The following is a 16,711-nucleotide window of genomic DNA, read 5'->3' as shown; positions in this document are numbered from 1 at the left end:
TGCCCCTTGTGCCGGTCAGGCCGCGGCGGCCCTGGGCGCGGAGCCCGAAGAACGCTTGGCCGGGGCGGCCTTGCGGGCCGGAGCCTTGGGCGCGGCCTTCTTGGCAGGGGCCTTGACCGGTGGCTTGGCGGCCGCCTTGGCAGCCGCTTTCACGGGTGCCTTCTTCGCCGCGACCTTGACCGGGGCCCTCTTGCGAGCGGCCGGCTTCTTCTTTGCGGCGGCAACGGGCATGGCTTCGGCCTCGTCGTCCGAGGGCTCCGCCACCGTCTTCGGCGGCACCGGAGCGGGCGCGGCGCCGGCTGCGGCCGGGTGCTTCTGCGTGAGCTCCATCAGCAGCTTGTGCTCGGCCAGCATGTAGTCGCCGATCTCCGTGATGTCGGGCACGGCGCGGCGGCAGGCGATCAGGCCGTAGTCCATGCGGCCGTTGTAGCTCTGCACCGTGACGTTGAGGGCCGTACCGTGGCTGGCGATGGACACCGGGTAGTAGCAGGTGACCAGCGCGCCCGCGAAGTACATCGGGAAGGGCGCGCCCGCCACGTTGGAGATGGCGACGTTGGCCGCCGGCGGCAGCAGGTTGACGATGCCCGAGCGCCCCACCATCGACGCGATGCCCGACACCAGCCAGGGCGCGGCGAAGGTCGGGAAGTCGTCGAGGATCACCGCCTTGAAGCGGTTCATGGTCGACTTGGAGCTGGTCGACGAGGCGTTGATGGCCTTCAGCCGCTGGATCGGGTCGGTGATGTCGCTGGCCAGGCTCACCAGGATCATGCTGGCCTGGTTGTTCGCCGTGTCGTCCCCCGCCTCGCGCAGGCTCACCGGCACGCCGGCCACCAGGGGCTTGGCCGGCAGCTCGTTGTTGTCGGCCAGGTAGTGGCGCAGCGCGCCCGACACGGTGGCCAGCACCACGTCGTTGAGCGACACGCCGAAGTGCTTGGCGATGTACTTGGTCTCGGCCAGCGAGATGGTGCGCCCGGCGAAGGTGCGCTGGTTGGTGATCGACACGTTGAGCGAGGTGCGCGGCGCGAAGAGGTTGAACTTCTTCGGCGCGGCGGCCGCGTCCTTCTCGGCCGCCTTCTCGTCGGGCCTGGCAAGTCCGCTGATGGCGCGCGCGATGGCGGGCGCCATCTTGAAGAGCTTCACGTACTGCTGCGCGGTGTTGCGCAGCGCCGCGGTAGCGAGTTCGGCCATGCCCAGCTGGTAGTTGTTGCCGCGCGGGCGCGATCGCGGCGGCTTCACCACCCGGCCCGTGGCCTCGAGGTCGAAGATGGCCTTGCCCACTTCCACGCCGGCCTGCCCGTCGATGCCCGCGTGGTGCACCTTGGTGTAGAGCGCCACCTGGCCGCTCTTGAGGCCGTCGATGATGTAGAACTCCCACATCGGGCGGCTGCGGTCGATGAGCGACGAATGCAGCCGCGCCACGTACTGCTGCAACTGCCGGTTGGTCCCGGGCTTGGGCAGCGTGATGTGGCGCACGTGGTAGTCGAGGTCGATGTCGTTGTCTTCCACCCAGACCGGATTGGTCATGTCGAAGGGCATCAGCGCGAGCTTGCGCGTGAACACGTCGGCCAGATGGATGCGGCTGGCCATGAACTTCTTGGCGTCCTCGTAGAAGTCGCCCGTGTAGCCCTTGGGCAGGTCGAGCACGTTGAGCGAACCCACGTGCATCGGCATTTCCGGCGTTTCCAGGTGCAGGAAGGTGGCATCAAGACCGCTCAGGTGTTTCATGTGTAGTGTCTCCTTGGTGGGGCATGAGCCGCTTGGCAGGATACCGTGCGCATCGCGTTCCCGGGCCCTCGCTTATTCAGTGTTTCCACCGAGGGCAGGCACCGGCGCGACAGGGGTTTGCCCCAGTAATTCCAAAGTACGGATACTGAAAAAAGCACCGCAACAACTGCTCACAAGACGCGGTGTCTTTCACGGCGCCTCCGTACACTGGGGCCATGACATCCAGCCTCCCCCCGCAGCAGCATCAGCAACAGGACGAAGACGAGAACCTCTGGCTAGAGGACATCGATGGCGAGAAGCAACTGGCCTGGGCGCGTGCCCAGAACGCCATCACGGTTCAGGCCTACGCGCAGTCGCCTGCGTTCGAGGCGCTCCAGCAGGGCATCCTCGAGGTGCTCGACTCCGACGAGCGCATTCCGATGGTCCGCAAGATCGGCCCGCGCTTCTTCTACAACTTCTGGCGCGACAAGGAAAATCCGAAGGGCATCTGGCGCCGCACCACGCTCGACGAGTACCGCAAGCCCCGGCCCGAATGGGAGACCGTGCTCGACATCGACGCGCTGGCAGCGGCCGACGGCGAGAACTGGGTCTGGCACGGCGCCGACTGCCTGGAGCCCGAGTACAGGCGCTGCCTGATCTCGCTGTCGCGCGGCGGCGCCGACGCCGACGTGGTGCGCGAGTTCGACCTGGAGGCCAAGCAGTTCGTCGAAGGCGGCTTCTCGCTTCCGGAGGCCAAGAACCACGTCGGCTGGAAAGACATCGACCACCTCTACGTGGCCACCGACTTCGGCCCCGGCTCGATGACCAGCTCCAGCTACCCGCGCATCGTGAAGGAGTGGCGGCGCGGCACGCCGCTCGAAAGCGCGGTGACGGTGTACGAAGGCCTGCACGAGGACATGTCCGTCAGCGCCTGGCGCGACAACACGCCCGGCTTCGAGCGCGACTTCGTCTCGCGCCAGATGGACTTCTACGAAAGCGAGACCTGGCTGCGCGGCACCGACGGCAAGCTGGTGAAGATCGACGTGCCCGACGATTCCAACTCCGACATCACGCGCGAATGGATGCTCGTCGAGCCGCGAGAAGACTGGACCGTGGGCGGCGCCACCTACAGGTCGGGCTCGCTGCTGGCCGCGAAGTTCGACGACTACATGGCCGGGCGGCGCGAGCTCACGGTGCTGTTCGAGCCCGACGACACCACCGCGCTCGACGACTATTCGTGGACGCGCAACCATCTGGTCCTCAACGTGATGCACGACGTGGTGAACCAGCTCGAGGTGCTCACGCCGCCCGCGGACGGCAAGGGCCCGTGGAAGCGCGAGAGCCTGGGCGGCGCGCCCGCGCTCTCGACCATCGCTGCGGGCGGCATCGACGAGGACGAGAACGACGACTACTTCCTCACAGTGAGCGGCTTCCTGCAGCCGACCACGCTCTACATCGGCACCATCGGGCAGGGAGAGCCGCAGGTGATCAAGGACAGCCCCTCCTTCTTCGACGCCTCGCGCCATCGCGTAAGCCAGCACTTCGCCACCTCGAAGGACGGCACGCGCGTGCCCTACTTCGAGATCGCGCCGAAGGACCTGAAGGCCGACGGCACCAACCCCACGCTGCAGTACGCCTACGGCGGCTTCGAGATTCCGCTGCAGCCCGCCTACAGCGGCAGCATCGGCCGCGCATGGCTGGACCAGGGCGGCGTGTACGTCGTCGCCAACATCCGCGGCGGAGGCGAGTACGGCCCGCGCTGGCACCAGGCCGCGCTGCAGGAGAACCGGCTGCGCACCTGCGAGGACTTCGCGGCCGTCTCCGAGGACCTCATCGCCCGCGGAATCACCTCGCCCGCGCACCTGGGCGCCATGGGCGGCAGCAACGGCGGCCTGCTGATGGGCAACATGCTCACGCTGTACCCGCACCTGTACGGCGCCATCGTGAGCGAGGTCGCGCTGCTGGACATGCGCCGCTACACGCACCTGTCGGCGGGCGCCTCATGGATCGCGGAGTACGGCGACCCCGACCAGCCCGAGGAGTGGGAGTTCATCCGCACCTTCTCGCCCTACGAGAACGCGAGGCCGGGGCTGGCCTGTCCGCCGGTGCTCTTCACCACGTCCACGCGCGACGACCGCGTGGGCCCGGTGCATGCGCGCAAGATGCACGCGAAGATGAAGGCGCTGGGCTACGACAGCAGCTTCTACGAGAACCTGGAAGGCGGCCACAGCGCGGCCACGGACAACAAGGAGTCCGCCTTCATGGACGCGCTGGGCTACGCATACCTGTGGCGACACCTGAGGAATTGAAATGAGCAATGCCAACGTCACCCTCGAACTGATCGGCGCGCCCACCGACGTAGGCGCCAGCGTGCGCGGCGCGGGCATGGGCCCCGACGCGCTGCGCGTGGCGGGCCTGCCCGAGGCGCTCGCGCGGCAGGGCTATGCGGTCGTCGACCGCGGCAACCTCGCGGGGCCGGCCACGCCATGGACGCAGCCGCCGAGCGGGCTGCGGCATCTCGACGAGGTGATCGCCTGGAACCGCTCGGTCTACCAGGCCATCGACACGGCGCTGGGCGCCGGCCACGTGCCGCTGATGATGGGCGGCGACCACTGCCTGGCCATCGGCTCGATCAGCGCGGTGGCATGGCATGCGCGCAAGCGCGGCAAGAAGCTGCGCGTGCTGTGGCTCGATGCGCACTCCGACGTCAACACCGAGGCCACCAGCCCCAGCGGCAACCTGCACGGCATGCCGGTGTCGTGCCTGCTGGGCCACGGGCCGGCGGTGCTCACGGGGTGGAGCGGCGAGCGCGCGGCGCTGCAGCACGACGCGATCCGCTTCATCGGCATCCGCAGCGTGGACAGCGACGAGAAGGAAGCCATCCGCACGCTGGGCCTGAACGTGTTCGACATGCGCCACATCGACGAGCACGGCATGCGCACCACCATGACCGAGGCGCTGCAGGACGTCGACGAAGACACGCACCTGCACGTGAGCTTCGACCTCGACTGCCTCGACCCCGCCGACGCGCCCGGCGTGGGCACCGGCGTGCGCGGCGGGCCCACCTACCGCGAGATGCAGCTGTGCATGGAGATGATCGCCGACACCGGGCGGCTCGGTTCGCTCGACGTGGTGGAGCTGAACCCGGCGCTCGACGTGCGCAACCAGACGGCCGAGGTGGCCGTGGAGCTCATCGAGAGCCTGTTCGGCAAGTCGACGCTGGTGAGGTAGAAAAGCTCAGGGCCGCTCGACCTGCGCCGCCTTGGCGCGCGTGGTGTAGCCCTGGTAGGCCGGCAGCGCGACGGCAGCGAGGATGCCGAGCACCGTGATCACCGGCAGCAGCCATGCGCCGATCAGCACGCCGATGCCGTTGGGCGGCGGCGGCGCGCCGAAGCGGTTGCGGCCCTTGGTGCCCGACTTGAAGACCCAGATCAGGGCGACGAACGGAATCAGCGCCAGGAACAGCATCCAGCCCGACCAGTCCATGTCGTGCGAGCGCTGGATGCCGGTCAGCACGTAGAAGACCAGATACGGAATCGCCAGCAGGAAGGTCAGCCCGCCGATCACGCCCTCGGAGCGCGCGAGGCCGGTGAAGCCGAGGATGCCGCCCATCACCGCGGCAGCGATGATGAAGATGATGTACGAAAAAAGCGTGTACGCCAGGAAGCGTGCCCGGCCGATGCGGCCCTTGGCGGACCACAGCTTCACGGGCTGCACGGCATCGGAGCCGCCCTCGTACACGTCGGCCACCGTGGAGCGCGGCGCGGCGTACGGATTGGGATTGGTGAAATCGGTCGTCATGTGCTTCTCTCTCCTCTGATTTATGAAGAACCCATTGTGGGCAAAGACCTTTACAAAAGGCCAGCCCTTTTGACCGCGTGGTAACGATTCACCAGCGCCACCGCAAGGTCGGCCGGCTCCACGTCGACCGACAGCGGGTCGTTGCCCACCACGCGCGCGAAGGCGTCGCGGCGCGACTGCTCGAACAGGTGCGCCGCCGCCACGTCGACCGCGTCGCGCGCATGCACCAGCGGCTGGCTGGCGATGCGGCCGAGCACGCGCTCGCGCAGGCTCGCGACCAGCACGAGATGCTTGCGGCGCAGCAGCTTGATGGCGGGGCGCAGTTCGGCCGCGTCCTCGTCGCGGAAGTTGGTCAGCACGATGACCAGCGCGCGCCGCTTCTGCACGCGCAGCAGCTCCTGCGCGGCCAGCAGGTAGTCGGAATGGGTGGCGCCGGGCTGGATGTCGTGCAGCCGGTTCATCAGCGCGTTGAGCGTGGCGCTGCCCTTGCGCGGGGCGAAGTCGCGGCGCTCTTCGGGCGGGCAGCCGAAAGTCATGGCACCGACTTCGTCGCCCTCCTTCAGCGCGACGTAGCTCAGCAGCATCAGCGCGTTGAGGGCTTCGTCGAAGTGGCTGTTGCTGTTGCTGTTGCTGCTGCTGTTGCTGCCGGCCTGCTGCGCCGGCACGCCTTCGTCGGCGCGCATGCGACGGCCGCAGTCGAGCAGGAACAGCACGCACTGGTCGCGGTCGTCCTGGAACTCGCGCACGATGGGCCGGCGCTGGCGCTGCGTGGCCTTCCAGTCGATGTGGCGCAGCGAGTCGCCGGTCTTGTAGTCGGCCAGCTGCCGGAAGTCGGTGCCCAGCCCGCGCTGCGCGTATGTCTTGATGCCGATCTGCGCCAGCCGCCGGTCGCCCGAGAGCCAGGCATAGCGCGCGAGCGCGGCGAAGTTCGGGTACACGCGCAGCCGGCGCGGCTCGCCGAGCGTCTGCCGCACTTCGAAGCAGCCGAGGCGGGTGCGCCAGCGCAGCTGGGTGGCGCCGAACTGCGCCACGCCGCGCTGCGTGGCGGTGGCCGTATAGCGGATCGCGACGCGCGAGAGCGCCGGCACCACGTGCTCCTGCGGCAGGCCCTCGAAGGCGAAGTGCGTGTCGAGCTCGTCGAACACCGACACCCGCCAGGCCTGCGCGCCTTCGTTCACCAGCGTGAGGGTGAGCACCGTGGGCACGCCCAGCGAGAACGCGCCCGGCAGGTTGCGCTCGATGCGCAGCGGCGCGGCGCGCCAAAGCCGCAGGCTCTGCCAGAGATCGGCGCCCGCCAGCACGAAGCCGAGCGCCAGCAGCACGCCCGCCACGACGGCGACGTAGTCCACCGGCACGCCCAGCAGCAGCGCCACCGTGGCGGCGACACCGAGGCCGGCCAGCGCCAGCACGGGCGCGCGCGCGGGGATCGGAATGGCAGCTCGCATCCGCGCTGGGCTTACAGCCTTGGAGCTTCGACGCTGTCTCGCGCGGCACGCAGCAGCGTGTCGACGCTCAGGCCTTCGAGCTGCGCATCGGGCGAGATCATCACGCGGTGCCGCAGCGCCGGCAGCGCCTGGCGCGCCACGTCGTCGGGCGTGATGAAGTCGCGCCCGGCCATCAGCGCGGCGGCGCGGGCGGCGCGCACCAGCGCCATGGTGCCGCGCGGGCCGGCACCCGACGAAAGCCCCGGCCAGTCGCGCGTGGCGCGCGCGATGCGCACCGCGTAGTCGATCACGCGCTCGTCGGCCTGCACCAGGCAGGCCAGCCGCTGCAGCTCGAGCACCTGCGCCTCGTCGAGACAGGGGCGCACGGCTTCCAGCGGAAACTGGTTGCCCGCGCGCTGCCGCGTGGTGAGCTGCACGATGGCGTTCTCCTCGCTGTGGCTCGGAAAGCCGATGTCGATCTTCAGCAGGAAGCGGTCGAGCTGCGCTTCCGGCAGCGGATAGGTGCCCTCGGTGTCGATCGGGTTCTGCGTGGCCATCACCATGAAAGGGCGCGGCAGCGCCATGGCCTTGCCTTCGAGCGTGACCTGGTACTCCTGCATGACTTCGAGCAATGCGCTCTGGGTCTTGGCCGGGGCGCGGTTGATTTCGTCGGCCAGCAGCAGGTTGGTGAACACCGGGCCCTGGTGCACCCGCAGGGTGCCGAGGCTGCCGTCGCCGCGCGATGCGATGTCGAGCACCGCGTGGCCGGTGACGTCGGAGGGCATCAGGTCGGGCGTGAACTGCACGCGCGAGTAGCGCAGCGTCATGGCCTGCGCGAGCGCGCGAGCGAGCAGGGTCTTGCCGAGCCCCGGCACACCCTCGATCAGCACGTGGCCCGAGGCCACCAGCGCGACCAGCGTCTGGTCGACCGCCTCGAGCTGGCCGACCACGGCCTGGCCGACCTCGGCGCGCAGAGTCTGCAGCCACTGGGCCGCACGCGTCAGTTCTTCGGGTTGGATGGCTTGCATGGGCGTCTCTCGGTTCAGAATGAGGAAGAGGAAGAAGAAGGTGATGAAGAAGAAGTCCGCGGCGTGAACGGCCCGTTCGCGTCGAGCCGGCGGCGCGCGGTCTCGAGCACTTCCAGGTCGATCGCCATCGCGCCGGCGTGGCGGGTGCGGGCCCCGCCCATCGCGCGCAACAGCATCGCCGGCTCCAGCCCCGTTGCCTGCGCGATGGCGGCTGCTCGCGCCACCGCATCGCGAAACGCGTAGCCGCGCAGCTGCCGGCGAGCCGATTCGTCGAGCGCGCGCAGCTGCGCAACGTGCAGCGCGCCCGGGCCGTGCGCATGCAGGAAACCGGCGGTGCCGCGCACCTGCTCGGCCATGGAGCGCCGGTGCGTGCCGGCCGAAGGCGCCAGCGGCCCGAAGCGCACGGCCGCGCGCCAGAGCGCGGCGAGCAGCGCCAGCATGCCGACGACCAGCGCCACCCAGCCCTTCTGCCAGAGCCACAGCATGAAGGGCTCGCGCGCCTCCTCGGCGACGAACCAGATCTCGGCACCGCCGCGCGCCTGCACCGCCGCGGCGGCGAACAGCGCGTTGTCGCCGCGCAGGAGGCTGTCGTTGTGCCAGAGGCCCCAGGGCATCACGGTGACGGTGCCGCGCCCGACGCCGACGCGGATCGCCTCGGTGCCGCGCGAGCCGGTCGCGGTCCACAGCGCGGGCGGCTGCTTGTCGGCGGGCCGGTAGCGCGAGGGCGACCACCATGTGCAGAGCCGGTAGCTGCGTCCGCCGGCGAAGCTCGCGGGAACCGTTGCGGGCTCATTCACCGCGTGGCAGTCCGCGTCCCTGGCGGACGGGTCGGGAATGCGCGGGATGCCCGATTTCCGCCTCTTCTTCGGCTCGGGCGTTTCCTTCTCGTTCTTTTCTTCCGATGCAGGCTGCTTCTCGCGCACCAGCGGCAGCCAGTCTTCGAGCTGGTCGCCGCCGACCAGGTAGCTCGGCATCACGAGGTGCCCGCCCTGCTCGACCCACTGGCGCAGGCGCTGCCCGCGCTCGGGAAACATGTCCCAGTGGCTGGAGCCGAGCACCAGCCGCGCCTGCGCGGGCGGCATGGCGTCGAGGCTGTCGCGCTTGACCACCTTCATGCCGAGCTCGCGCAGCATCGCCTGCGCACCGTAGAAGCGGTTCGTCCTGGCCTCTCCGCTCGCGGGCGTCGACACCTCGGTGTCGGCCCATTCGGTGGCGGTGACCAGCCAGAAGCCGGCCAGCGCCAGCACGAGCACCGTGAGGATGCGGGCCACCCAGGCGTTCATGCGGCCGCGCCCTGCATCAGGCTGTCGTCCTGCACGGCCGCGGCCGGTTTGGCTGGCAGATACATGTCGAACTCGCCGCAGATCGCCAGCACCTGCGCGGTGGAAGGCAGCCGGCCGCCGTACGCCGCCAGTTGCCACGCCTCGATCAGCCGCACGAAGAAAGCTTGCGCGTCCGGCGACAGCCGGGTCGAGGCCAGCACCACGCACTCGCCCTCGGTGCTCGCGGCGCGCACCGGCACCGCATGCGCATGCACCAGCCGCGACAGGGCGCCGCGGTACAGCAGCGACAGCGCAGGCCGGTGCTGGCCACGCTGCCAGAGGCCGGCGGCGGCATTGCCGATGTCGTCGGGCAGGCTCTCGGGCCGGATGTCGAGGCTGCCGACGTGGCTGGGCAGCGGTGCCTTGCCGGGCCGCGTGCCGCCGGCGCGCACCCTGATCCATCGATGAAGGCGAACCGCCAGCCAGGCCAGCGCCAGCGCGGCCAGCCCCCAGATCAGCCAGCGCGCGCCCTCGGCCACGGCCCGCACGAAGTCGCGCAGCCAGTCGAGGCTGTCGGTCTTCTTCTCGGGCTCTTCCTCTTCCTCGTCGCGCTCCCTGAAGCGCAGCTTCTTCTCGGTCCTGGTGCCGGGCATGTTCGGGTCGGCGCGGACCTTGTCGGCGGCGGCCTGCACCTGCTCGCGCGTCAGCACCGTCTCGGCCGCGGTGGAGGTCGCCGGCAGCATCAGGCTGGCAGCCCACACGGCCAGCACCGCTGCCGCAACGCGAAGCCTGCGGATATCAACGGAACCCACGGCGGAACTCCTGTTCGATGTCCCAAGCTTCCAGCTCGACCCGGCGGTTCAGGTACATCGCGAACCCAGCCGCCACGTAGAACGGCTCCAGCACGCCGACGACCAGCGCATACGCGCCTGCCGTCAGCAGGCTCTGCACCGTCGAGTCCGACTGCGTGAGCCAGTTGAAGAGATCGCGCGAGCTGCCTTCGGGCGCGAACCAGAACAGCAGCGACAGCAGGCAGATGTCGAGCGCCATCTCGACGTTGGCGAACACCAGCTGCATGCCGGTGGCCGAACCGCGCCGTCCGCTCAGCAGCTGCGCGCGCCGCTTGCGCCGTGCGCTTCCGCGCTGGCCCTCGAGTTGCTCGATGGCCTGGGTTAACGAGCGCCAGGGCGAGAAGCGCCGCCACAGCAGCGTGCGCAGCAGCTGGCCGCCCCACACTGCCCGGCGGTTGGCCCAGAGGTCGGACCAGCGCGTCTCCTGCCCGAACACGGCGCGCGAATGCACGAAGAGCAGGCTGCGGTCGAGCCAGGGCTTGAGCCAGAAGATCAGCAGGCTGGGCAGCCAGCCGGCGATCTCGACCGTGCCAAGGGCCAGCAGCACCATGACGATGTGCACCGGCAGGAAGGTGCGCCACACCGAGCGCGCATGGCTGCGCACCAGCTGCGCGCCGAGATCGGCGGCCTCGGCCATGGGCCGTGGCCGCAGCGCGATGGCGAGGCCGTCAACGCGCATGTTCGTCCCCTGTCTTCGCGGCGGCGCTCGGCCGGCCCTGCCAGCCCAGGTAGGCCAGCACCAGCACCCAGCAGGCTCCGCCCACGCCGTACTTCACGGCCGGCGCGATCCATCGCGCCGACGACCAGAAGGCTTCGACCGCGGCGGCGATCAGCAGCAGCCCGATCACCCCGTAGACGATCACCACCGCGTGGCGCGCCGCCAGCCGCAGCGCCTCGAGCCGCGTGTGCCGTCCGGGCGCCACCCACGAATAGCCGAGCCGCAGGCCCGCCGCGCCCGCCAGCACGATGGCGGTGAGTTCGAAGGCCGAGTGCGTGACGACGAAGGAAAGGAAGTTCTGGGCATGCCCCGCCGCGATGAGGTAGCCGCCCACGGCCCCGATCTGCACGCCGTTGAACACCACCACCGCCGCGCTGCCCACGCCGGCGAAGATGCCCGCCGCGAAGCAGCGGAACCCGATGCCGATGTTGTTCATGATGTAGTAGCCGAACATCTGCCAGTCGTCGTCCGCGCTGCGCGTGCGGCCCAGCGACTCGGCGCTGTCGCCGTACATGGAGTCGAACTCCTGCACCGAGCTGGCGTCGAGCAGGTGCAGGATGAAGCCCGGGTCGCGCCAGGCGGCCCAGCCCGCCATCAGCAGCGGCAGCATGAACATCAGCGCCGACACCAGCAGGTAGATGCGGTGCGCGCGCACCGCCTCGGGAAAGTCGACCAGCGCGAGCCGCGCGAAGCGGGCGAGGCCGTAGTCGTGGCGGCGGTAGATCAGCCGGTGCGCGCTCTGCGTGAGGCCCTCCAGGCGCTGCGTGAGATGGATCGGATAGGCGCGCGCCTGCGCCAGCGCGAGGTGCTCGCACACGCGGCGGTACAGCGTGGCGAGCCGGGCGCCGTCGAACTTGCGCTTGGTCTCGGCCGTGCGGATGACGGCTTCGAGCTCGGCCCACAGGGGTGCGTAGGCGGCTTCGAAATCGAGCGGGGTCATCGCACCGCCCTTCCCTGCGCATCGGCACCGGAGCGCCGGCCCAGCACCCACTGCGCCACGCCGAGCAGGCGCTGCGAGGCCGAGGCGCCGGTGGTGTCGGGCCCGAGCACCGGTTCCGCGACGCGGGCAAGCTCGTCGAAGCGCTCGGGCGTGAGGCGGGTGGCGCGCCCGGCCCACGAGACGATGGCCATCTGCTCGCGCGCCGACAGCGGCCGCGCGGGCGCCTGCGGTTCGGCCGGGGGCACGCTGCCGTGCAGGCTCACCTGGTCGCTGAACACCACCAGCGTGCCGGCGGCGAGGTCGCCCAGGCGCTTGCTGTCGTGGCGCCACAGCATCGACACGATGCCCGCGCCGTAGAAGGAAGGCACGAAGTCGGCCGCGCGCAGCAGGTTGCGCGTGAGCGCGGCGGCGGGCGTGACGGGCAGGCCCGAGTCCATCACCACGCGCAGGCCCATCACGCGCTTGCCGGGCGTGGCGGCCGCGCGCGTCAGCTCGAAGACCACAGGGTAGAACCACTCCAGGCAGAAGTAGGCGATCAGCAGGATGCCGAAGCCCATCTTGCCCAGCATGCCGACGCCGATGGAGATCGCGACGAAGATGCCGAGCCGGATCGCGAAGTCGATGAGGTAGGCCAGCCCGCGCGCGACCAGCCCGGCCGGGCGCAGCGAGAGCGCGATGCCTTCAGGGGTCTCGGCGGTGTAGAGCGTGTCGAGGCGCACTGGCGTCGCGCCCGGCTCAGGCTTGCAGCACGACGGTGTCGGCGATCTGGTCGTGCAGGCAGCGGCGCGACGCGCGGAAGATGAAGAGGCAGTCGATCAGCACGTAGATCGGCCCGAGCAGCGGCCAGATGCTGGTGAAGAACATCGGCCCGTCGCGCAGCGCGAGGATGCGGCCGATCTGCGCCTGCGAGCCGTCGGGCCGCGCGATCCGGATCCTGAAAAGCGCCTTGCCGATGGTCTGGCCGCGGGTGGCCAGCAGATAGCCGTGCAGCACGAGATAGAGGACGACGCCGGAGGCCGCGCTGGAGATGCGGGGCTCCCACATGCCGAGGCCGTCGTCTTCCCAGAGATTGATGGGCGTGAACTTCGCGAGGAGCCAGATCGCCACGATGGAGATGCCCGCGTCGAGCATCGCGGCGAGAAAACGCGTGCCGCGCGATGCGAGCTCGCCCGACTGGCCCCCGCCCGGCTGCACCACGTCTTCCACATGGGATTGCGGAGGCGCGTAGCGCGCGTCCTGCGACTGGTCTTCCATGCCCGTCCCTCTCCGAAACGAATGAATTTTCGGAAGATTCTAGGGCGGTTCGATGCCCGCTCCGGCCGGCCGGCTAAGCCGGCGGGCGCGCGGCGAGCGTGGTTTGCAGGCGCCGCAGATCGTCGAGCAGCAGGTTCAGCGGCGCCGCCAGCAGCGCGTTCGAAGCGCCTTCGCCCGACGAAGCCTGTGCTGCGCAGCGGGCCAGTTCGTCCAGGTCGGACGGCGCGGGCTTGCCTTCGAGCGCGTCGGCCATGCCCGCGATGGCCGCGCCGGCCGCCTGCGCGGCTTCGGCCCGCGTGCCGGGCGCCAGGCGGAACACGCGGTCGAGCACCGTGGCGTCCTGGAAGATGCGCGCCGCCAGCCGGGCCTTGTCGCGATAGCTGCCGCTCGTGCCGCCCCGGCGCCACCATCGCGCTTCGAGGTCGGCGCTGCCGGCCAGCGCCGCCAGGCGGACCAGCGCGGCGCGCGTACCTGCCTGGATGCGCTCGATCTCCCCGGCATCGATGGGACGGCGCGAGGCGGACATGCGCCTTGCGATGCCGCGCAGCAGCGCCGCGCAGCCCTCGTCGAAACGCGCGCCCGCGTGGTACTCCGACATCACCGTCGAGACCACCAGCGCCACGCCCACGCCGATGCCGATCTGCACCATGCGCAGCAGCGCCACCTGCAGCGGCGAATGGCCGGGAATGCCGCCGGCAGACAGGATGATGAGCGCCGCCACCGGCGCGCTGCGCATGCCCGGCACCGAGGCGCTGGCGAAAGCGAGCAGTACGACGAGGGCCAGCGTGGTCGCGATCGGCTGTGCGCCGTGATGCTGCAGCCAGACGCCCGCCATGCCGGCCAGCGCGCCAGCCGCGGTGCCGCGCACGCGGTCCCAGCCGGCGTCGAGCGTGGAACCGGCGCTCGGGCGCATGACGATCAGCACGCTCATCACGGCCCAGAAGCTCTCGGGCAGATGCAGCGCGGTAGCGACGCACCATGCGATGGCCACCGCCACGGCGAGCTGCACGCCGGGACGCCAGCGGCCGTTGCGCCAGGGGTCGGCGAGGCGTTGCAGCGCGCGCGCGCCGTTCATGGCCCGGGCGGCTTCGCGCCGCCGTCGAGCGCGGCCGAAATGCCGTCGATCAGCCCGCAGGCTTCGAGCAGCAGGGCGCGCTGGCCTTCATCGAGCGTGGCTCCGATCGCCTCGGCCAGCGCCGCCTCGCGCGTGCGCATGATCGCCTTCAGCCGTAGCATGCCCTCGGGGGTGAGCGACAGCAGCCACTGGCGCCCGTCGGCCGGATGCGGCGCGCGGCCGATCCAGCCCTCGGCTTCCAGTTCGGCCAGCAGCCGGGTCAGCGACTGGAGCTTGACGCGCTCGAACCCCGCCAGCGCGGTGGGCGTGCACGGCCCGTGCCGGTGGAGCTGGCCCAGCACGCTGAGCTTGGCCACGCTCGGCCCCTCCGGCGTGGCACTGCCGCCGCGAAGCTGGCGGGAGAGCAACGACACCGAGGAGCGAAGACGCGAGGCGCATTGCGCCGTATCGGGGATGGTGGGAGCCATGCCCGGATTGTAAGACGCGTCTTGGTATCCAGGCCTTTCGGCGTCAGCCCCGGTTGGGCGATGAAGTCACAGGGTAGGTGACGGCCGGCGCCGGCTCGGAGGCCGGAGCGATGGCGGGCGCAGGCGCAGGCACAGGCATGGGCACCGGGGCCGGCGATGCGACCGGCGTTTCCTCGGGCTTGGTCGCGGCCTCGTCCTCGGCTTCTGCCTCCGGGCCTTCCAGGAAGCGATCGAGCAGCGCGAAGAAGCGGTCGTAGAAGCGCTCGTCGGTCAGCGTCTCGCTCGCCACTTTCACCATCGCGTCGTCGCTGCCCGAGAACGGCAGCGAGAGCGAGCCGATAGCGCCCACGCCGAGGCTCGCCGAGTTGTTCACCTTCTTGAGCCCGTAGCGGTCCTGCAGCGCGGTGGCGAAGGCCACGGTGCTCCTGCTCGTCTTGCCGCCGCGGGTGCTCTCGCGCGCGCAAACCACGCGGAACTCGACTTCCACATGCACCTCGGCCGCCGGCTGGAAGCTCTTGCGCCCGGTCACGAGGTCGGAGTTGGCGGCCGTGATCATGTAGCCCTGGCTCAACAGCGCACGGCGCGCGGCCTCGCAGGTCTGGGCCTCGGTGGCCTCGTAGTCGCGGGTGTGGGTGGTGGTGGAGCCGAAGGCCTCGGGTTCGTAGTTGACCCGGCGGGAGGTACTGCCGCAACCGGCGAGCACGAGAACGGCGCAGAGCAGGCCCAGGGCGAGAACCGGTTTACGGACCGGGGCACGGATGGCGAACAGGGAATTGGAGTGCATGGACGGCATGAAGCGGCGAATGCTAACCGGCGGCCTTGCCGGCAAGCCTTCGAGCGCGCCCGTGCAAGCGCGTTCCCGCCGCAATGCCGAAATTTTCAGGACCAGGGCAGCACGTGATGCGCGCGCACCCGCGTCGCCGCGATCAGCCGCGCGTTCGGCGCATCGGTGCTCTCCACCCAGGCGCGCGCTTCTTCGGCGCTGCGGCCGAACTGCTGGTGGCGGCGCACCAGCCGCGCCTCGCGCACCGCGTCGTCGATGTCCACGTACCAGACCTCGTCGAGCATCGCCGCCGCGCCGGCCCACGGGCCGACGTCGTGCAGCAGGTAGTTGCCTTCGGTGATGACGAGCTGGGTAGAAGGCAGCACCGCGATCGCGCCGGCGATCGGCTCCTCGATCTCGCGGCGGAACTCGGGCGCGTAGACGATGCCCCCGTCGGGCCGCTGCTCGCGCAGGCGCTGCAGCAGCGCGACGTAACCGGCGCTGTCGAAGGTGTCGGGAGCACCCTTGCGGCCGGCGCGTCCGAGCCGTTGCAGCTCGACGTTGGCAAGGTGGAAGCCGTCCATGGGAACGACCTGGGCACGCTCCGCGCCCACCGCCTGCAGGAGCGCCGCCGCGAGCGTCGACTTGCCCGCGCCGGGCGCGCCGACGAGCCCCAGCAGCCGCCGCTGCCCGCTGGCCATCAGGGCCTGCAGGCGGGCGGCGCTTTCAGGGGGAAGTTCAGGAAGTGAGGGACAGTTCTGCGCGGGAGGAGTGCTCATCCCCTGAGCGTAGCTTCTCTGGGCGTCAAGAAATCATCAGCCAGCGGAAAGGCTCTCGAGCGCGACTCGCGCGCTACACGAGCAACGCCGTCATTTCAGGATCGCACGAAACGTCAGGCTGATGCGCTCGCCAACGCCTTCGGCCTTGGGAATGGCGTGGAGCCACTCCCGTTGGACGGCGTCGGACATATAGAGCAGCGAGCCGTGGGAAAGCGGGTAATGGAAGCGCAAGCTGCTGTCAGCCTTGCTGCGGTACGCGATAGACCGGGTGGCCCCGACCGATACGATGGCGACGCCGGTGCCGGGTGCCAATGCCGCGATGTCGTCCGAATGGAAGCCCATCGACGACGCGCCATCGGCATAGTGGTTCAGCAGGCAATTGTTGGGACGGAACCCGAGCGTGGCTTCGATCCTGCCGCACAGGACTTCCAGTTCCGGGGGAATCGGCACCGCCTCATAGGCAATCTGCGAATAGTCGTAGGGCACGCCGAAGCTGGCGGTCTTGCGTGCGCGCATGCGCTCGTCCCACGTCACCGCGGACCGAAGCCATTCAAGAAGGGCATCGGGCGACGCGATGAACGCGGGATCGAGGTGGATGGGCGGGCCGCTCATGGGCCCGCAGGATACAGGGACCGTTGCTTCGCG

Annotated in this window: 17 protein-coding genes; 2 read left to right on the top strand and 15 right to left on the bottom strand. The window is 70.1% G+C overall.

What is annotated here, in order from left to right:
- Positions 1-15: 15 nt before the first annotated feature.
- A complete protein-coding gene (locus EJP67_RS32330; RefSeq protein ID WP_126025801.1) occupies positions 16-1,725 on the bottom strand; it encodes a WS/DGAT/MGAT family O-acyltransferase in 1,710 nt (569 codons plus the stop codon).
- Between the two features lie 215 nt (positions 1,726-1,940).
- Here EJP67_RS32330 and EJP67_RS32325 point away from each other — a divergent pair, with 215 nt between their 5' ends.
- Together EJP67_RS32325 and rocF are read left to right on the top strand one after the other, a co-directional pair.
- Positions 1,941-4,013, top strand: coding sequence for a prolyl oligopeptidase family serine peptidase (locus EJP67_RS32325; protein WP_126025800.1), 2,073 nt, complete (start codon positions 1,941-1,943; stop codon positions 4,011-4,013).
- A gap of 1 nt (position 4,014) precedes the next feature.
- Positions 4,015-4,935, top strand: a complete 921-nt coding sequence (gene rocF / locus EJP67_RS32320; protein WP_126025799.1) for an arginase — start codon at positions 4,015-4,017, stop codon at positions 4,933-4,935.
- Between the two features lie 6 nt (positions 4,936-4,941).
- On the opposite strand, the gene EJP67_RS32315 is transcribed toward rocF, so the two are convergent.
- The 14 genes from EJP67_RS32315 to EJP67_RS32250 all read right to left on the bottom strand — a co-directional run bounded on the left by EJP67_RS32315 (position 4,942) and on the right by EJP67_RS32250 (position 16,678).
- The gene (locus EJP67_RS32315; RefSeq protein WP_126025798.1) at positions 4,942-5,505 is read right to left on the bottom strand and encodes a DUF805 domain-containing protein; all 564 of its coding nucleotides are present in this window, start codon (positions 5,503-5,505) and stop codon (positions 4,942-4,944) included.
- 50 nt (positions 5,506-5,555) lie between these two features.
- Positions 5,556-6,950 (bottom strand): DUF58 domain-containing protein, encoded by a 1,395-nt coding sequence (locus EJP67_RS32310; RefSeq protein ID WP_126025797.1) that lies wholly within the window; start codon positions 6,948-6,950, stop codon positions 5,556-5,558.
- Between the two features lie 11 nt (positions 6,951-6,961).
- Positions 6,962-7,957, bottom strand: coding sequence for an AAA family ATPase (locus EJP67_RS32305; protein ID WP_019657549.1), 996 nt, complete (start codon positions 7,955-7,957; stop codon positions 6,962-6,964).
- Between the two features lie 14 nt (positions 7,958-7,971).
- The gene (locus tag EJP67_RS32300) at positions 7,972-9,240 is read right to left on the bottom strand and encodes a DUF4350 domain-containing protein (RefSeq protein ID WP_126025796.1); all 1,269 of its coding nucleotides are present in this window, start codon (positions 9,238-9,240) and stop codon (positions 7,972-7,974) included.
- Positions 9,237-10,031, bottom strand: coding sequence for a DUF4129 domain-containing protein (locus EJP67_RS32295; protein WP_240650851.1), 795 nt, complete (start codon positions 10,029-10,031; stop codon positions 9,237-9,239). Before EJP67_RS32295 ends, EJP67_RS32300 begins: the two co-directional genes overlap by 4 nt.
- Positions 10,018-10,749, bottom strand: coding sequence for a hypothetical protein (locus EJP67_RS32290; RefSeq protein WP_126025795.1), 732 nt, complete (start codon positions 10,747-10,749; stop codon positions 10,018-10,020). Before EJP67_RS32290 ends, EJP67_RS32295 begins: the two co-directional genes overlap by 14 nt.
- Positions 10,739-11,728 (bottom strand): stage II sporulation protein M, encoded by a 990-nt coding sequence (locus EJP67_RS32285; protein ID WP_126025794.1) that lies wholly within the window; start codon positions 11,726-11,728, stop codon positions 10,739-10,741. The genes EJP67_RS32290 and EJP67_RS32285 overlap by 11 nt, the downstream gene beginning before the upstream one ends.
- The gene (locus tag EJP67_RS32280; protein ID WP_126025793.1) at positions 11,725-12,447 is read right to left on the bottom strand and encodes an RDD family protein; all 723 of its coding nucleotides are present in this window, start codon (positions 12,445-12,447) and stop codon (positions 11,725-11,727) included. Before EJP67_RS32280 ends, EJP67_RS32285 begins: the two co-directional genes overlap by 4 nt.
- Positions 12,448-12,463: 16 nt before the next feature.
- Entirely contained in the window at positions 12,464-12,982 is a 519-nt protein-coding gene (locus tag EJP67_RS32275; RefSeq protein WP_126025792.1) for an RDD family protein, read from the bottom strand.
- 73 nt (positions 12,983-13,055) lie between these two features.
- The gene (locus tag EJP67_RS32270; RefSeq protein WP_126025791.1) at positions 13,056-14,057 is read right to left on the bottom strand and encodes an FUSC family protein; all 1,002 of its coding nucleotides are present in this window, start codon (positions 14,055-14,057) and stop codon (positions 13,056-13,058) included.
- Entirely contained in the window at positions 14,054-14,524 is a 471-nt protein-coding gene (locus EJP67_RS32265) for a MarR family winged helix-turn-helix transcriptional regulator (protein ID WP_126025790.1), read from the bottom strand. Before EJP67_RS32265 ends, EJP67_RS32270 begins: the two co-directional genes overlap by 4 nt.
- Before the next feature lie 43 nt (positions 14,525-14,567).
- The gene (locus EJP67_RS32260; protein ID WP_126025789.1) at positions 14,568-15,317 is read right to left on the bottom strand and encodes a DUF2242 domain-containing protein; all 750 of its coding nucleotides are present in this window, start codon (positions 15,315-15,317) and stop codon (positions 14,568-14,570) included.
- Positions 15,318-15,403: 86 nt separating this feature from the next.
- Positions 15,404-16,066: a nucleoside/nucleotide kinase family protein gene (locus tag EJP67_RS32255; protein ID WP_126025788.1), complete on the bottom strand. Its 663-nt coding sequence runs from the start codon at positions 16,064-16,066 to the stop codon at positions 15,404-15,406.
- Positions 16,067-16,156: 90 nt separating this feature from the next.
- The gene (locus EJP67_RS32250) at positions 16,157-16,678 is read right to left on the bottom strand and encodes an alpha-ketoglutarate-dependent dioxygenase AlkB family protein (RefSeq protein WP_126025787.1); all 522 of its coding nucleotides are present in this window, start codon (positions 16,676-16,678) and stop codon (positions 16,157-16,159) included.
- Between the last annotated feature and the right edge of the window lie 33 nt (positions 16,679-16,711).

It is taken from the genome of Variovorax guangxiensis (genome assembly GCF_003952165.1).
GTDB lineage: Bacteria > Pseudomonadota > Gammaproteobacteria > Burkholderiales > Burkholderiaceae_C > Variovorax > Variovorax guangxiensis.
The sequence above is the reverse complement of the archived record's forward strand: the minus strand, read 5'-3'. Positions and strand labels throughout refer to the sequence as shown.

What these genes read in the sequence shown, in the direction of transcription:
- EJP67_RS32330 (WP_126025801.1), bottom strand. Translation starts at nt 1,725, where the DNA reads ATGAAACACCTGAGCGGTCTTGATGCCACCTTCCTGCACCTGGAAACG.
- EJP67_RS32325 (WP_126025800.1), top strand. Translation starts at nt 1,941, where the DNA reads ATGACATCCAGCCTCCCCCCGCAGCAGCATCAGCAACAGGACGAAGAC.
- rocF (WP_126025799.1), top strand. Translation starts at nt 4,015, where the DNA reads ATGAGCAATGCCAACGTCACCCTCGAACTGATCGGCGCGCCCACCGAC.
- EJP67_RS32315 (WP_126025798.1), bottom strand. Translation starts at nt 5,505, where the DNA reads ATGACGACCGATTTCACCAATCCCAATCCGTACGCCGCGCCGCGCTCC.
- EJP67_RS32310 (WP_126025797.1), bottom strand. Translation starts at nt 6,950, where the DNA reads ATGCGAGCTGCCATTCCGATCCCCGCGCGCGCGCCCGTGCTGGCGCTG.
- EJP67_RS32305 (WP_019657549.1), bottom strand. Translation starts at nt 7,957, where the DNA reads ATGCAAGCCATCCAACCCGAAGAACTGACGCGTGCGGCCCAGTGGCTG.
- EJP67_RS32300 (WP_126025796.1), bottom strand. Translation starts at nt 9,240, where the DNA reads ATGAACGCCTGGGTGGCCCGCATCCTCACGGTGCTCGTGCTGGCGCTG.
- EJP67_RS32290 (WP_126025795.1), bottom strand. Translation starts at nt 10,749, where the DNA reads ATGCGCGTTGACGGCCTCGCCATCGCGCTGCGGCCACGGCCCATGGCC.
- EJP67_RS32285 (WP_126025794.1), bottom strand. Translation starts at nt 11,728, where the DNA reads ATGACCCCGCTCGATTTCGAAGCCGCCTACGCACCCCTGTGGGCCGAG.
- EJP67_RS32275 (WP_126025792.1), bottom strand. Translation starts at nt 12,982, where the DNA reads ATGGAAGACCAGTCGCAGGACGCGCGCTACGCGCCTCCGCAATCCCAT.
- EJP67_RS32270 (WP_126025791.1), bottom strand. Translation starts at nt 14,057, where the DNA reads ATGAACGGCGCGCGCGCGCTGCAACGCCTCGCCGACCCCTGGCGCAAC.
- EJP67_RS32265 (WP_126025790.1), bottom strand. Translation starts at nt 14,524, where the DNA reads ATGGCTCCCACCATCCCCGATACGGCGCAATGCGCCTCGCGTCTTCGC.
- EJP67_RS32260 (WP_126025789.1), bottom strand. Translation starts at nt 15,317, where the DNA reads ATGCCGTCCATGCACTCCAATTCCCTGTTCGCCATCCGTGCCCCGGTC.
- EJP67_RS32255 (WP_126025788.1), bottom strand. Translation starts at nt 16,066, where the DNA reads ATGAGCACTCCTCCCGCGCAGAACTGTCCCTCACTTCCTGAACTTCCC.
- EJP67_RS32250 (WP_126025787.1), bottom strand. Translation starts at nt 16,678, where the DNA reads ATGAGCGGCCCGCCCATCCACCTCGATCCCGCGTTCATCGCGTCGCCC.